The organism is Micromonospora sp. NPDC000663 (genome assembly GCF_042898105.1).
Taxonomy (GTDB): domain Bacteria; phylum Actinomycetota; class Actinomycetes; order Mycobacteriales; family Micromonosporaceae; genus Micromonospora.
Genome location: NZ_JBIAYR010000005.1, coordinates 244,426 through 258,396, shown reverse-complemented (window position 1 = coordinate 258,396; position 13,971 = coordinate 244,426). Strand labels below are relative to the sequence as shown.

At 73.0% G+C, this 13,971-nt stretch carries 11 protein-coding genes; 8 read left to right on the top strand and 3 right to left on the bottom strand.

Annotated features, from left to right (window positions below):
- Window positions 1-45: 45 nt before the first annotated feature.
- From ACFY1S_RS19720 to ACFY1S_RS19710, 3 genes are all read left to right on the top strand, one after another.
- Entirely contained in the window at window positions 46-1,929 is a 1,884-nt protein-coding gene (locus ACFY1S_RS19720) for a bifunctional adenosylcobinamide kinase/adenosylcobinamide-phosphate guanylyltransferase (RefSeq protein WP_387119892.1), read from the top strand.
- Window positions 1,919-2,692 carry an adenosylcobinamide-GDP ribazoletransferase gene (locus tag ACFY1S_RS19715; protein ID WP_387119889.1) on the top strand — a complete coding sequence of 258 codons (774 nt, stop codon included), beginning with the start codon at window positions 1,919-1,921 and terminating at the stop codon, window positions 2,690-2,692. Before ACFY1S_RS19720 ends, ACFY1S_RS19715 begins: the two co-directional genes overlap by 11 nt.
- Window positions 2,693-2,758: 66 nt before the next feature.
- The gene (locus ACFY1S_RS19710) at window positions 2,759-4,063 is read left to right on the top strand and encodes a DUF2314 domain-containing protein (RefSeq protein WP_387119886.1); all 1,305 of its coding nucleotides are present in this window, start codon (window positions 2,759-2,761) and stop codon (window positions 4,061-4,063) included.
- A 57-nt stretch (window positions 4,064-4,120) separates the two neighbouring features.
- Here ACFY1S_RS19710 and gcvT read toward each other — a convergent pair whose 3' ends face one another.
- On the bottom strand, window positions 4,121-5,251 hold the full coding sequence (gcvT, locus tag ACFY1S_RS19705; protein WP_387119883.1) for a glycine cleavage system aminomethyltransferase GcvT: 1,131 nt from the start codon (window positions 5,249-5,251) through the stop codon (window positions 4,121-4,123).
- A 162-nt stretch (window positions 5,252-5,413) separates the two neighbouring features.
- Between gcvT and ACFY1S_RS19700 the strand changes: the two genes are divergently transcribed.
- The gene (locus ACFY1S_RS19700) at window positions 5,414-6,988 is read left to right on the top strand and encodes a leucyl aminopeptidase (protein WP_364362515.1); all 1,575 of its coding nucleotides are present in this window, start codon (window positions 5,414-5,416) and stop codon (window positions 6,986-6,988) included.
- 45 nt (window positions 6,989-7,033) lie between these two features.
- Here ACFY1S_RS19700 and ACFY1S_RS19695 read toward each other — a convergent pair whose 3' ends face one another.
- Window positions 7,034-7,363 carry a hypothetical protein gene (locus ACFY1S_RS19695; RefSeq protein ID WP_357991777.1) on the bottom strand — a complete coding sequence of 110 codons (330 nt, stop codon included), beginning with the start codon at window positions 7,361-7,363 and terminating at the stop codon, window positions 7,034-7,036.
- A gap of 178 nt (window positions 7,364-7,541) precedes the next feature.
- On the opposite strand from ACFY1S_RS19695, the gene lpdA reads away from it, so the two are divergent.
- Together lpdA and sucB are read left to right on the top strand one after the other, a co-directional pair.
- On the top strand, window positions 7,542-8,933 hold the full coding sequence (lpdA, locus tag ACFY1S_RS19690; protein ID WP_387119880.1) for a dihydrolipoyl dehydrogenase: 1,392 nt from the start codon (window positions 7,542-7,544) through the stop codon (window positions 8,931-8,933).
- Window positions 8,934-8,999: 66 nt separating this feature from the next.
- Window positions 9,000-10,838 (top strand): 2-oxoglutarate dehydrogenase, E2 component, dihydrolipoamide succinyltransferase, encoded by a 1,839-nt coding sequence (sucB, locus tag ACFY1S_RS19685; protein WP_387119877.1) that lies wholly within the window; start codon window positions 9,000-9,002, stop codon window positions 10,836-10,838.
- A 65-nt stretch (window positions 10,839-10,903) separates the two neighbouring features.
- Here the strand turns inward: sucB and ACFY1S_RS19680 are convergent, their stop codons facing one another.
- On the bottom strand, window positions 10,904-11,839 hold the full coding sequence (locus ACFY1S_RS19680) for an SDR family NAD(P)-dependent oxidoreductase (RefSeq protein WP_387119874.1): 936 nt from the start codon (window positions 11,837-11,839) through the stop codon (window positions 10,904-10,906).
- A gap of 147 nt (window positions 11,840-11,986) precedes the next feature.
- Between ACFY1S_RS19680 and ACFY1S_RS19675 the strand changes: the two genes are divergently transcribed.
- Window positions 11,987-12,556, top strand: a complete 570-nt coding sequence (locus ACFY1S_RS19675) for a TetR/AcrR family transcriptional regulator (RefSeq protein WP_387119871.1) — start codon at window positions 11,987-11,989, stop codon at window positions 12,554-12,556.
- A 46-nt stretch (window positions 12,557-12,602) separates the two neighbouring features.
- Complete coding sequence (locus ACFY1S_RS19670; protein WP_387119868.1) at window positions 12,603-13,940, top strand: low temperature requirement protein A; 1,338 nt, start codon at window positions 12,603-12,605, stop codon at window positions 13,938-13,940.
- Window positions 13,941-13,971: the final 31 nt, after the last annotated feature.

Sequence of the window (13,971 nt, the reverse complement as noted above, 5' to 3'; positions counted from 1 at the left end):
CGGGCCGGCAGGCAGCGCGACCCCGGCCGGCCTTAAGGTACGGGCATGTCCGTTGACGGGTGGAACACGGTCCTGGTGCTCGGCGGCACCCGGTCCGGCAAGTCGGAGTTCGCCGAGTCCCTGGTCATCGACGCACCGGTGGTCCGCTACCTCGCCACCGCGCCGGAGGGCGACCCGGAGGACACCGAGTGGGCGACGCGGCTGGCGTCGCACCGCGCCCGCCGGCCGGGCAGCTGGACGACCGAGGAGACCGCCGAGGATCCACGCCGGCTGGCGGACGTGCTCGCGTCCGCCGAGCCCAACGAGACGCTGCTCGTGGACGACCTGGGCGGCTGGGTGACGGTGCTGCTCGACCCCGAGCACCAGCCGGCCGACGACGTGGCGACGATCGCCGAGCTGGCCGAGGCTGTCCGCACCTGCTCGGCGAAGGTGGTGCTGGTCAGCCCCGAGGTGGGGTTGTCGCTGGTGCCGACCACGCCGCTGGGTCGGGCGTTCACCGACGCGCTCGGCGCGGCGAACCGCGCGGTAGCGGACGCCTGCGACGCGGTGGCGCTGGTGGTCGCCGGCCAGCCGGTGTGGCTGAAGCCGACCGACCAGGCGGTGCCGGCGGCGACCGCGACCGCGACGGCCACCGCACGTGTCGCCCCCCAGCAGGTCCCGGCCGACACCGACACCGAGCCCACCCCCGAGGTGCAGCTGCCCGAGGTGCTGACCCATCCGGCGCCGCCCGCCCCGAACCAGGAGCCCGGCAACCCGTGGGCCGCGCCCACGATGGCGCTGCCGATGGTCGCCACCGGACTGGCCATCCAGCCGGGCATGGAGCTTCCGATGCCCGACGAGTACGCCGGCCCGCAGGCCGTCGACCGTCTGGCCACGTTGGACGTACCTGGCGCCGGGCTGGGCGTCCTGGACCGGGTGGTCGGCTTCGCGGCCGCCACCCAGGCCACCTCGACGCCGGCCCCCTGGGGCTCGGTACGGGTGCTGCTGCTGCACGGCGACCACTCCGGCGGGGCGTCGGCCGGCGCCGTCCCCGGTGAGTCGGCGCGCCGGGCCCGGCAGGCCCGCGCCGGTCAGGGCGCGTTGGCCCGGCTGGCCGCCGAGAGCGGCGCGAGCCTCCAGGTGGTGGACGCCCCCACGGCGGCGGCCATTGAGGACGAGCCGGCGCTCAGCCCCGAGCAGGTCGAGTCGGCGCTGCGGTACGGCTGGCGGCTGGCGGAGCAGGCCGCCGACGCCGGCGTACAACTGCTGGTGCTGGGGGCGTGCGGGGCCGGCACCGAAGCGGCGGCCGCGGCGGTGCTCGCGGCCACGGCGGGCGCGGAACCCCCGGCCGTGCTCGGTCGGGTGATCACCGACTCCGGCGAGATCGACGACGCGGCCTGGATGGTCCGCTGCGCGGCGGTACGCGACGCGTTGCACCGCACCCGTCGTTCGCCCCGAGGCGCCAAGGACGTGCTTGCGGAACTGGGCGGCGGTGACGTGGCGGTGGCCACCGGTGTGCTGCTGGGCGCGACCGCCCGGCGGGTGCCGGTGCTGCTGGACGGGCCGGTCGGGCTGGCCGCCGGAATGGTCAGCCGCGACCTGGCCGGGCAGGCCCGTCACTGGTGCCTGCTCGCCGACCACGGCGGGCACCCAGCGGTGCGGCTCGCCGCCGACGTGCTCGGCCTCACCCCGCTGCTGGATCTTCGACTGGATCTGGGCGAGGGCGCCAACGCGCTTGTCGCGTTGCCGCTGCTGCGCTCGGTGCTGGCGCTTGCCGCCGCGCTGCCGACCCACCCGTCGCTGGGCGGCGACGAGCCGGCGTCCGAGGAGCCGGAGTACACCGACGAGGAGTACACCGAACCGGACTTCGCCGAGCCGGAGCCGGACGGGCCGGGCCCGGCCAGCACCGGCGCCGACGAGCAGCCGGCGTCGGGCTGGCGTGCCGGCTGAGTCGCGGCTCGTCGCGGGCGCCCGACTGGCGGTCACCACGTTCAGCACCCTGCCGGTGCGCGCCGGGCGAATCGACCGCCCGGTGGCCGGCACCGCCATGGCGCTCGCCCCGGTGGTCGGCGCGCTGCTCGGGGCGCTGTTGGCCGGGGTGCTGCTGCTCGTCGGCGCGCTCGCCGCACCGCTGGTGGCCGCCGGGGTGACGCTGGGGGCCGCGGCCCTGCTCACCCGCGGGCTGCACCTCGACGGGCTGGCCGACACCGTGGACGCCCTCGGCTCGTACCGGCGGGGCGCGGCGGCACTGGAGATCATGAAGAAGCCGGACGTCGGCCCGTTCGGCGTGGTCGCCCTGGTGGTCGTCCTGCTGGTGCAGGCGGCGGCGCTCACCGAGCTGGCCGGCCGCCCCTGGCCGGCGTGCCTCGCGGCGGTGGTCGCGGCGACGGCCGCCGGGCGGCTGGGCGTGACCGTCGCCTGCCGTCGGGGCGTACCGGCGGCCCGACCCGACGGGCTCGGCGCGCTGGTGGCCGGCACTGTCGGCCCGCTGGCACTGGCCGCCGGCGCGGTCACCGTCGCGCTGCTGGCGGTGCCCGCGGTGCCGGGCCGTCCGTGGCAGGGGCCACTGGCCGTCGTCGTCGCGATCGCCGTCGCGCTCGCGCTGCTCCACCACGTGGTACGCCGGTTCGGCGGCATCACCGGCGACGTGCTCGGTGCGACGGTCGAGGTGGTCACCACGCTGGTCTACCTGGGTCTGGTGCTGTCCGCCTGAAGCGGGCGCGGCGGGCCGGGTAGCGTTCGGCTCGACAGCACCGGCACGGCAACCGGGGGAACCCACATGCTCATCACTGACGACTTCCTGCCCGTACCGGTGCCGGAGTCGCTCAGCGCGACCTACCTGGTGCCGATGGTGGGGCTGCCGAAGGTCAGCGCGAAGACGGCGGTGGCGGCGCTCACCGGCCGGCTCGCCGAGCCGGTGCACGGGCTCGCCCGGCAGATGCTGGACAGCCCGCTGATGAGCGTGGACACCAGGCCGATCTCTGAGTTCCCCGAGCTGCCACCGGATCTGCTCACCGCGTTCGGCGCCACCGAGGAGCAGCTGGCGCGGCTGGCGGCGGCGACGCACCTCGTCGTGGTGCAGGCCGAGTACCGGCCGGGCTGGCCCCCGGCGCACGAGTGGGCGGCCCGGGCGGTCGCGGCGGCGGTCGCCGAGTCCGTCGACGGCGACGTGGTGGACGTGTTCGGCCTCCAGTTCCTCGACCCGGCCACCGCGCTGCGCTCGCTCCCCGACGAGCAGGGCCGGATCCGGCTTGTCGACTGGGTGCTGGTGCCGTACTCCTCGGACACCGAGGGGCTGTGGTTCACCACCAAGGGGCTGCGCCGCTTCGGCCTGCTGGAGTTGCAGACCCAGGGGGTGCCCGACCATCTGACCCGGGCCTGGGGTGCGGTGATGACCGGCGCGGCGCGTCGGCTCCTGCGGGACTGGACCGACGGGCTCACCGGCGACGAGGTGCCGGCGTTCGTGCAGCTGCCGGTGCTGGCCACCGTCACCGGGCACGACATCGCGGTGGCGTACGGCAACCCGGAGCAGCACGGCGCGACGGCGCCTGTGCTGCTGCGCCTGGAGCTGGACCCGGCGACCGATCCGGAGGCCGACTCGTTCCTGAGCCTGCGCCCGCCGGCCGGGCATCCCGGCCCGGACGGGCGTTACTACGCCGCCGCGTGCGCGACGCTGTTCTCCGGGATCCAGCCGGACGTGCGCTACGCCCGGTCCGGTGACGCGATGAGCCGGGCGGTCGCCACGGCCCGCGCGGCGCTGGGCGACGCGCGGGCACGCTTCGTGGCCGGCCGGTTGCCCGCCGAGTCGCAGCTGGTGGTGAAGTACGGCCTTCCCGGCGACGACGGCCCGGAGTACGTCTGGGCGGGTGTCACCTCGTGGGAGGCTCCGGAGCGGATCGTCGGCGTGAGCGCCAGCGACGCCAACACCGACCCGAGCGTGCGCATCGGCGCCCCGGTGGTGGTGGAGGCGACCGACGTAGTCGACTGGGCCGTCCTGGACGCGACGGGTGTCATCGAGGGCGGCTGGACCCAGGCGGTCCTGGACTCGGGCGAACCCCCCACCCCACCCGACCAGCAGAGTTGATCATGAGGTTGACGGCGATTTCGATCTCCGAAGAACCCGTCAACCTCATGATCAAGCTCAGCGTACGGAGGGGGTTACGAAGGGGGGCTTCGTCAGCGTCAGCGGGGCTCGACGGCCTCGGATGTCGATCTCGACCTCGTCGCCGTCCGCGAGCTTGGCGTCGGTGTCCAGCAGGGCCAGCGCGATGCCCTGCTTCCTCGTCGGGCTGAAGGTGCCGCTGGTCACCACGCCCACCTGCTCGTCGCCGACGTGCAGGGTCATCCCCGGCCGCGGGATGGCGCGGTCGACTGCCACCAGGCCGCGCAGCGTACGCCGGGGGCCGGCGGCCTTCTCGGCGAGCAGCGCGTCGCGGCCCCAGAAGGCCTGCTTGTCCCAGCCGACCGCCCAGCCGGAGCGGGCCTGCACCGGGGTGATGTCAAGCGACAGGTCCTGCCCGTGCAGCGGGTAGCCCATCTCGGTGCGCAGCGTGTCCCGGGCCGCCAACCCGCAGGCGCGCAACTCGAACGCCTCACCGGCGGCGAAGAGCGCGTCCCAGACGGCCACCGCGTGCTCCGCCGGCACGACCAGCTCGTAACCCAGCTCGCCGGTGTAGCCGGTGCGGCAGACGGTCAGCTCCACCCCGGCCAGGGTCGCCGCCGAGAAGCTCATGTAGCCGTGCTCGGTGGGCAGGCCGAGGGCGGCCAGCAGCTCACCCGAACGGGGGCCCTGCACGGCCAGCACCGCGTACGCCTCGTGCTCGTCGGTGACGGTGACCGACTCCGGCGCGGCGGCGCGCAGCCGGCGCACCACCTCGGCGGTGTTCGCGGCGTTCGGGATGAGGAAGACGTGGTCGTCGGCGTACAGGTAGGCGATGATGTCGTCCACCACGCCGCCGGTGGCGTCGTCGCAGCAGAGCGTGTACTGCGCCCGGCCGGGCCCGATCCGGCCCAGGTCGTTGCTGAGGCAGGCGTTGACGAAGTCGGCCGCGCCGGGGCCGCTCACCCGGGCCTTGCCCAGGTGCGAGACGTCGAAGACCCCCACCGCCGTACGCACCGAGGTGTGCTCCTTGAGCACCCCGCCGCCGGCGTACTCCAGCGGCATCTCCCAGCCCCCGAAGGGGGCGAACTTGGCGCCGGCGGCGGTGTGCCGCTCGTGCAGCGGGGAACGGCGCAGCCGGGTCGCGGCGGCGTCGGAGGTCACGTCGGTCATGGGTGGGAACTTACCGGGGGCAACGTGGCTGGTTAGCATCGGCGGGACCCTGCCGGCACGATCGGCGGGACAGCCCTGACGTCCGGCGGGTAGGTTCCGCCGGAGACCTTCATCGCCGGTACGCGACGCCGCGGCCGGCCCGGCCCGCCCGGAGTAGCTTCAGTGACATCGCCCCGCACCACCACCCTGAGCCTGGTCGACACCGACCCCGCGGAGCTCGCCGTCGACGCGATCGTGATCGGCGTGCACAGCCAGACCGGAGAGCAGGGCGCCACCAGCGGCCTCGCCGGCACCCTCCTGCTCGCCAGCGGCGCGGAGAGCATCGCCGCCGCGTTCGACGGCAAGCTGACCGAGACGCTGGCGCTGCTCGGCGCGACAGGTGGCCCCGGCGAGGTGATCAAGCTGGCCACGTTGGGCACGGTCACCGCCCCACTCGTCGTCGCCGTCGGGCTCGGCCCGGAGCCGTCCGGCGCCGCCCCGGCGCCGGAGACGCTGCGTCGTGCCGCCGGCTCGGCCGTCCGGGCCCTGGCGGGCGCGCCGAAGGTGGCGCTGGCCATGCCGCTGCCCGACGACGCGGACGCCCCGGCCGCGCTGCGCGCGGTGGCCGAGGGTGCGCTGCTGGGCGGGTACCGGTTCGCCGGCTACAAGACCCGGCCGCAGCCGGCCCGGCGGGAGCCGGTGGCCGAGGTGGTCATCGCGGTGCCGGACGCCGCCGACGAGGGCGCCCAGGCGGAGATCACCCGGGCGCAGGCGGTGGCCGGCGCGGTCCGGCTCAGCCGGGACTGGGTGAACACCGCGCCGAACGAGCTGCGTCCGCCGTCGTTCGCCGACGCCGTGGCCGGCGCGGCGCGCGAGGCAGGCCTCGAGGTCGAGGTGCTCGACGAGGCGGCGCTGGCCGCCGGCGGGTACGGCGGCATCATCGCCGTCGGGCAGGGCTCGGAGGCGCCACCCCGGCTGGTGAAGCTCACCTACACCCCGCAGGGCGGCGGCAACGGCAAGCGGGTCGCGCTCGTCGGCAAGGGCATCACCTTCGACACCGGCGGCATCTCGATCAAGCCGGCGCAGGGCATGTGGGAGATGAAGTCCGACATGGCGGGCGCCGCCGCGGTGGGCGCGGCCATGCTGGCGATCGCGGCGCTCAAGCCGTCAGTGGCGGTGAGCGGGTACCTGCCGATGGCGGAGAACATGCCGTCGGGCACCAGCTACCGGCCGGGTGACGTGATCAGCATGTTCAACGGCAAGAAGGTGGAGGTGCTCAACACCGACGCCGAGGGCCGGATGGTCCTTGGTGACGCCATGGCCCGCGCCTGCGCCGACGGCACCGACTACCTGTTCGAGACCTCCACCCTGACCGGCGGTCAGGTGATCTCGCTGGGCAAGCGGATGGCCGGCGTGATGGGCACCCCGGAGCTGTGCGAGCGGGTCCGGGTGATCGGCGACGCCGTCGGCGAGCCGGCGTGGCCGATGCCGCTGCCCGACGACGTACGCAAGGGCATGGACTCGGACGTGGCGGACATCTCGCAGGTCAACGCCGGGATGGACCGGGCCGGTCACATGTTGCAGGGCGGCGTGTTCCTGCGCGAGTTCGTGACCGACGACGTGGCCTGGGCGCACATCGACATCGCCGGGCCGGGTTACCACTCGGGCGAGCCGGTGGGCTACTGGACCAAGGGTGGCACCGGCGTTCCGGTCCGCACCCTCGTACAGCTCGTCGAGGACGTCGCCGCAAACGGCTGACGGAACTGAGCGAGGGGCCCCCGGTCGATGCCGGGGGCCCCTCGCTCAGTACAGCTCGGGGCGGCGCTTGCGACGCTCGTTGAAGTCGCGCATCCGCTGCGGGTAGCCCATCAGCCGGACGTCGTACACCGGGATGCCCATCCGGTACGCGAAGCGCCTGGCACCGTCGGGGCCGTCGATCCGCCGGCGGGTCCACTCGCCGTCGTCGGCGATCAGGATGACGGTGGTCTCCGTCACGGTCGTCCGTGGCTCGATGAACGCCTCGACGCCGCGGCGACTCCGGATGAAGTTCTCCAGATGGGCCAGATCGCCTCGGTCGGCCGCGCGGTCGTGGCTCGGCACACGCGCCTGCTTGCGGCGTCGGAACAACCCCACCGAACGTCTCCCCCATGCTGCGTCATCGACAACGGTGCCAAGGGTACGTGTCGATGACGTGTCGTTGGGCACCTCGGTACGCACCCTGTGCCCGGTGGTGACAAGATGACCGAGGTGGGGTGTGTCCGTGTTACAACCCCGTGACCCCCGATGCAGCGACGCGACCTGGGAGTTGGACGTGAGCGAGCCGAACGAAGCGACCTTCGACATCGTCATCCTCGGAGGTGGCAGCGGCGGCTACGCGGCGGCGCTGCGTGCCGCCCAGCTTGACCTCTCCGTCGCGCTGATCGAAAAGGGCAAGCTCGGCGGCACCTGCCTGCACAACGGCTGCATCCCCACCAAGGCGCTTCTGCACGCGGCCGAAATCGCCGACCAGACCCGCGAGTCGGAGCAGTTCGGTGTGAAGGCCGAGCTGGTCGGCGTCGACATGGCAGGGGTCAACTCGTACAAGGACGGTGTGATCTCCCGCCTGTACAAGGGCCTGCAGGGCCTGGTGGGCGGCTCGAAGAAGATCACCTTCGTCGCGGGCGCCGGCAAGCTGGTCGACAGGAACGTGGTCGAGGTGGACGGCAAGCGCTACACCGGCCGGAACATCGTCCTGGCCTCCGGCTCGTACGCGAAGAGCCTGCCCGGCCTGGAGGTCGACGGCGAGCGGATCATCACAAGCGACCACGCGCTGACCCTGGACCGGGTCCCGTCGTCGGTGATCGTCCTCGGTGGTGGCGTGATCGGCGTCGAGTTCGCGAGCGTGTGGAAGTCGTTCGGCGCGGACGTGACGATCGTCGAGGCGCTGCCCCGGCTGGTCGCCGCCGAGGACGAGGAGTCGTCCAAGGCGCTGGAGCGGGCGTTCCGCAAGCGGAAGATCAACTTCAAGGTCGGCAAGCCGTTCGAGAAGGTCGAGAAGACCGAGAACGGCGTCAAGCTGACGATCTCCGGTGGCGAGACCGTCGAGGCCGAGCTGCTGCTGGTCGCCGTGGGTCGCGGCCCGAACACCGCCAACCTCGGGTACGAGGAGCAGGGCGTCAAGATGGACCGCGGCTACGTGCTGACCGACGAGCGGCTGCGTACCAGCGTGCCGAACGTCTACGCGGTGGGCGACATCGTGCCCGGCCTGCAGCTCGCGCACCGGGGCTTCCAGCAGGGCATCTTCGTCGCCGAGGAGATCGCCGGTCAGACCCCGGCCGTGATCGACGAGGTCGGCATCCCGCGGGTCACCTACTGCGACCCGGAGCTGGCGTCGGTGGGGCTGACCGAGGCCAAGGCCAAGGAGCAGTACGGCGCCGACAAGGTCTCGTCGTACAACTACCCGCTCGGCGGCAACGGCAAGAGCCAGATCCTCAAGACCACCGGCTTCGTGAAGCTGGTCCGGGTGGAGGACGGCCCGGTGGTCGGCGTGCACATGGTCGGTGCCCGGGTGGGTGAGCTGATCGGTGAGGCGCAGCTCATCTACAACTGGGAGGCCTACCCGGCCGAGGTCGCCCAGCTCGTGCACGCCCACCCGACCCAGAACGAGGCCCTGGGCGAGGCGCACCTGGCCCTCGCCGGCAAGCCGCTGCACGCGCACGCCTGATCACCCAAACCGCGGCGTCCGGCGACGGGCGAAGATCCCCTAGGGGAATGAAGGAGTCTGGAGAACATGCCGGTATCGGTCACCATGCCCCGGCTCGGCGAGAGCGTCACCGAGGGCACCGTCACGCGCTGGCTCAAGCAGGAGGGCGACACGGTCGAGGTCGACGAGCCCCTGCTCGAGGTCTCGACCGACAAGGTCGACACCGAGATCCCGTCCCCAGCTGCCGGCGTGCTGAGCCGGATCGTTGTCGGTGAGGACGAGACCGCCGAGGTCGGCAGCGAGCTGGCTGTCATCTCCGGTGAGGGCGAGTCGACCGGCGGTGGCGAGGCCGCCCCGCAGGAGCAGGCCCCGGCCGAGGAGGTCGAGCCGGCCGCCGAGCCGACCGCCGCCGCCGAGGGCACCGCCGACCAGGTGGCCCAGGACGAGGCGCCGGCCGAGACGCCGGCTCCGGCCGCCGCGCCGTCCGGCGAGGGCACCCCGGTGAAGATGCCCGCCCTGGGTGAGAGCGTCACCGAGGGTACGGTCACGCGCTGGCTCAAGCAGGTCGGCGAGACCATCGAGGTGGACGAGCCGCTGCTGGAGGTCTCCACCGACAAGGTGGACACCGAGATCCCGTCGCCGGTCGCCGGCACCGTGCTGGAGATCAAGGTCGCCGAGGACGAGACCGCCGCGGTCGGCGCCGACCTGGCCATCATCGGCGTCGCGGGCGCGGCCCCGGCGAAGTCCGAGCCGAAGCCCGAGCCGAAGGCGGAGGCCACGCCGGCCCCGAAGGCCGAGCCGAAGCCGGAGCCGAAGGTCGAGGAGCCGACCCCGGGCATGTCGTACAACGAGCCGTCCGCGGAGGCCGAGACGTCGGCGGAGCCGGCGAAGGCCGAGCAGGCGGCGCAGCCGTCCGCGCCGACCGCGGCCCCGCAGCGCCCGTCCGCCCCGGCCCAGGGTGACGGCGAGGAGGCGGCAGGCTACGTGACCCCGCTGGTGCGCAAGCTGGCCAGCGAGCACGGCGTCGACCTGTCCACGCTCAACGGCACCGGTGTGGGTGGCCGGATCCGCAAGCAGGACGTCCTCGACGCGGCCGAGAAGGCGAAGACCGCCCAGGCCGCACCGGCTCCGGCGGCTGAGCCGACCGCCGCGCCGTCGGCCGCCGCGCCGAAGCCGGCCGCCAAGCCGCAGCCCAGCGCCAAGCGGGGCACCACGGAGAAGCTGCCGAGGATCCGGGCGACCATCGCCAAGCGGATGCAGCAGTCGCTGCACGAGACGGCGCAGCTGACCACTGTCGTCGAGGTGGACGTCACCAAGGTCGCCAAGCTGCGGGTGAAGGCCAAGGACTCGTTCCAGGCCAAGCACGGCGTGAAGCTGTCCTTCCTGCCGTTCTTCGCCCTCGCCGCCATCGAGGCGCTCCAGACCCACCCGATCATCCAGGCCAGCATGGACCTGGAGGGCGGCACGATCACCTACCCGGCCGCCGAGCACCTCGGCATCGCCGTGGACACCGAGCGCGGCCTGCTCGTGCCGGTCATCCACAACGCCGGTGACCTCAACATGGGCGGCATCGCCAAGCGGATCGCCGACCTGGCCGAGCGCACCCGGGCCAACAAGATCACCCCGGACGAGATGGCCGGGGCGACCTTCACGCTCACCAACACGGGCAGCCGGGGCGCTCTGTTCGACACTCCGATCGTGCCGTCGCCGCAGTCGGCGATGCTCGGTACGGGTGCCGTGGTGAAGCGTCCGGTCGTGGTGAACGACCCGGAGTTGGGCGAGGTCATCGCGGTCCGGTCGATGGTCTACCTGGCCATGTCCTACGACCACCGCCTGATCGACGGCGCCGACGCGGCCCGCTTCCTGACCTCGGTCAAGGAGCGGCTGGAGGCCGGCAACTTCGAGTCGGAGCTGGGCCTGGCCTGATCCCCGCGCCAACGCCGAAAGGGCGCCCCGGTCGTCGACCGGGGCGCCCTTTCGTCTGCGGGGACTCAGCCCTTGAGCAGGGTCTCGGAGACCTCCCAGAGTTGTTCGGCGGCCTGCGGGTCCAGCGCGTACTCGGCGACACCGGTGCGCCCGCCTGGCTGGGCCGGGGCGGCCTGCTGGCAGTCCTCGAAGTAGCGCCCGCCGACACCGTCCAGCAGCGGCGACGCGGCGACCAGCACCGAGGTGGCGGCACCCTGCTCGACGGTCTTCCAGGCGGCCGCGTTGCCGGAGCGCATCCGGGTCAGCTCCTCGTCGCTGACGTACCGCTGGAGGTTGGTCCGGATCGCGCCGGGCATCAACGAGTTGGTGAAGATGCCGTCGTCGGCCCAGCGGCGGGTCGCCTCCACGGCGAACAGCACGTTCGCCGTCTTCGACTGCCCGTACGCCTGCCAGGGGTCGTACTCCCGGCGGTCGTACTGGATGTCCTCGAAGACCACCGGGGAGCGCAGGTGGGCGGCGGAGCTGACCGAGACGATGCGGGCCCCGCCGGCCGCGGCGAGCGCCGGGCGCAGCCCGGTGGCGAGCGCGAAGTGCCCGAGGTGGTTGGTGGCGAACTGCATCTCCCAGCCCTGCGGGGTGCGGCTCAGCGGCGCGGCCATGATCCCGGCGTTATTGACCAGGATGTGCAGCGGGCCGTCCCAGTTGGCCACGAAGTCGGCGACCGAGCCCTGGTCGGCGAGGTCGAGCGGGGCCACCAGGATGCGCTCGTTGCCGGTGGTGGCGGTGATGTCGTCGGCGGCCTTCTGGCCGGCGTCGGGGTTGCGCACGGCAAGTGTGACCTCGGCGCCGGCGCTGGCGAGGGCACGGGCGGTCTCCACGCCGATGCCTGACGATCCGCCGGTGACGACCGCCCGCCGCCCGACGAGGTCCACGCCCTTGATCACGTCCGTGGCCGTGGAGTGATGGGCGAACGGGGTGGTGATCGGGTTGCTCGTCGTCATGATCCATCCTTGTTCGGGGAGGGCGGGCCGGTCGGCCCGCCGTACGATGGAAGCGGAGGATCCTCCGCTATGGCCGAGACTAACCGGAGTTTCCTCCGGTTACCACCCGACGGGGAAACCGTCGGCCCGCACAGCCAAGGAGGAGACGTGCCGGAGACCAGCCCCCGCCCCCTGCGGGCGGACGCGCTGCGCAACCGCGAGCGGCTGCTGGAAGCCGCGGTCCAGGCGTTTTCCCACCCCGGCCCGGAGGTAACGCTCGACGCCATCGCCCGGCAGGCCGGTGTGGGCATCGGCACCCTGTACCGCCACTTCCCCACCCGAGAGGCCCTGGTCGAGGCGGCCTACCGCAACGAGCTGGGCAAGCTCTGTGACGCCGCACCGGACCTGCTCGACCGGTCGCCCCCCGACCAGGCGCTGCGCGCCTGGATGTCCCTGTTCGTCGACTACCTGGCCACCAAGCGCGGCATGGCCGACGCCCTGCGCCTGGTGATCGCCTCCGGCGCCAACCCGTACGCCCACAGCCGCGACCGACTGCTGGAGGCACTCGGCCGGCTCCTCGACGCCAGCGTCACGGCCGGCACCGTCCGGGCCGACGTCGACGTCGCCGACGTGCTGGCCGGCGTGAGCGGGATCAGCCTCGCCACGGGCGAGCGCGACCAGGCCGACCGGCTGCTCGACCTGCTCATGGACGGCCTGCGACACCGCCGGACGGACTGAGCCCGTTCCGGCCTCCGGCCAGGCCGGACGCTGCCAGAGTGAGACAGTGGGTGGCTACCGGCGGGGTGGGCAACTGGGCCCGGCCGTCCCGATCGCCCCCGGCGCGCGGGTGGACAAGTTCGAGGTCTTCTTCGACCTGGTGTTCGTCTTCTCGTTCTTCATCATCACCCGGGCCACCGCCGCGAACGTCTCCGGCCGACAGTTGCTGCACGCGGCCCTGGTGTTGGCGGTGCTCTGGTGGTGCTGGGTGGTGCACAGCCTGGTCGCCACCCGGGTACGGCTCGGCGAGGGTTACGTCCCGGTGCTCATGGTGGTGGCGATGGCCGCCCTGTTCGCGTTCGCGCTGGCGCTGCCGCAGGCGTTCAGCGACCCGAAGGGCAGCGCCGCCGGCCCGATGCTGGTGGCCATCAGCTACGTGGTGGTCCGCGGCATCCACTGGGTCCTCTACCAGCATGTCGTGCGGGACAGCCCGCAGGAGCGCCGGCAACTGCGCCGGTTCGCCCCCGAGCTGGCGGCGAGCATCATCCTGCTGCTGGCCGCCGCGCTGATCCCGTCGCAGATCGCCGACCCGAACCAGGCGGCGATGATCCGGGACGGCCTGTGGATCGCCGTGGTGGTGGTCCAGTTCGCCACCGGTTTCATCGTCGGCACCTGGGGCTGGGGGGTGACAAGCGCCGAGCACTGGACCGAACGGTATGACCTCATCCTGATCATCGCGCTGGGCGAGTCCGTCATCTCCACGGGCGTGGGCGGCAACCTGCTCGGCAAGCCGGCGACCTGGCCGGCGGTGACGGCCGCCACGCTCAGCATCGTGGTCACCGCCGCCCTCTGGTGGGCGCACTTCGACTTCATCGGCCCGGCCGCCCGGATCGCCCTGCACGCGGCCGAGGGCGCTCCCCGGGTGGCGATGGCCCGCGACGCGTACGCGTACCTCTACCTGCCGATGATCGCCGGGATCATCCTCTTCTCCATCGGCAACGAGGAGGTCCTGCACAAGATCACCGACCCGGCCGGTGGAATCGCCGAGAAGGTCGAGGGGCCGGCCGTACTGATGCTCTTCGGCGGGCTGATCTGCTACTACGCCGTCAACATCCTGTTCCAGCTCCGGACCCTGCACACCCTCTCCTGGACCCGGGTGGGCGTCATCGTGGTGTTGACAGCGGCCCTGCCGATCGGTAAACACCTGCCCGCGCTGGGGGCGCTCACCCTGGCGACGGTGATCTGCGTGGCGCTCGTGGCGGCGGAGGTGCTGGTGATGTCGAAGTCCCGGCACGCGCTGCGTGCCGCCGTCTTCCACGAGCGGATCAGCCACGAGGCCCACGAGGCCGCCTGGCGGGCCCGCTGGCACGACCTCCCGGAGCCGGACGAGCCCACCACGCCGTGAGCCGTCCGGGTAGGCTCCGGCACAGCGTCGC

Bases quoted from the DNA above. Each gene is read 5' to 3' on its own strand.
- sucB (WP_387119877.1), top strand. From the start codon at position 9,000: ATGCCGGTATCGGTCACCATGCCCCGGCTCGGCGAGAGCGTCACCGAG.
- ACFY1S_RS19720 (WP_387119892.1), top strand. From the start codon at position 46: ATGTCCGTTGACGGGTGGAACACGGTCCTGGTGCTCGGCGGCACCCGG.
- gcvT (WP_387119883.1), bottom strand. From the start codon at position 5,251: ATGACCGACGTGACCTCCGACGCCGCCGCGACCCGGCTGCGCCGTTCC.
- ACFY1S_RS19680 (WP_387119874.1), bottom strand. From the start codon at position 11,839: ATGACGACGAGCAACCCGATCACCACCCCGTTCGCCCATCACTCCACG.
- ACFY1S_RS19710 (WP_387119886.1), top strand. From the start codon at position 2,759: ATGCTCATCACTGACGACTTCCTGCCCGTACCGGTGCCGGAGTCGCTC.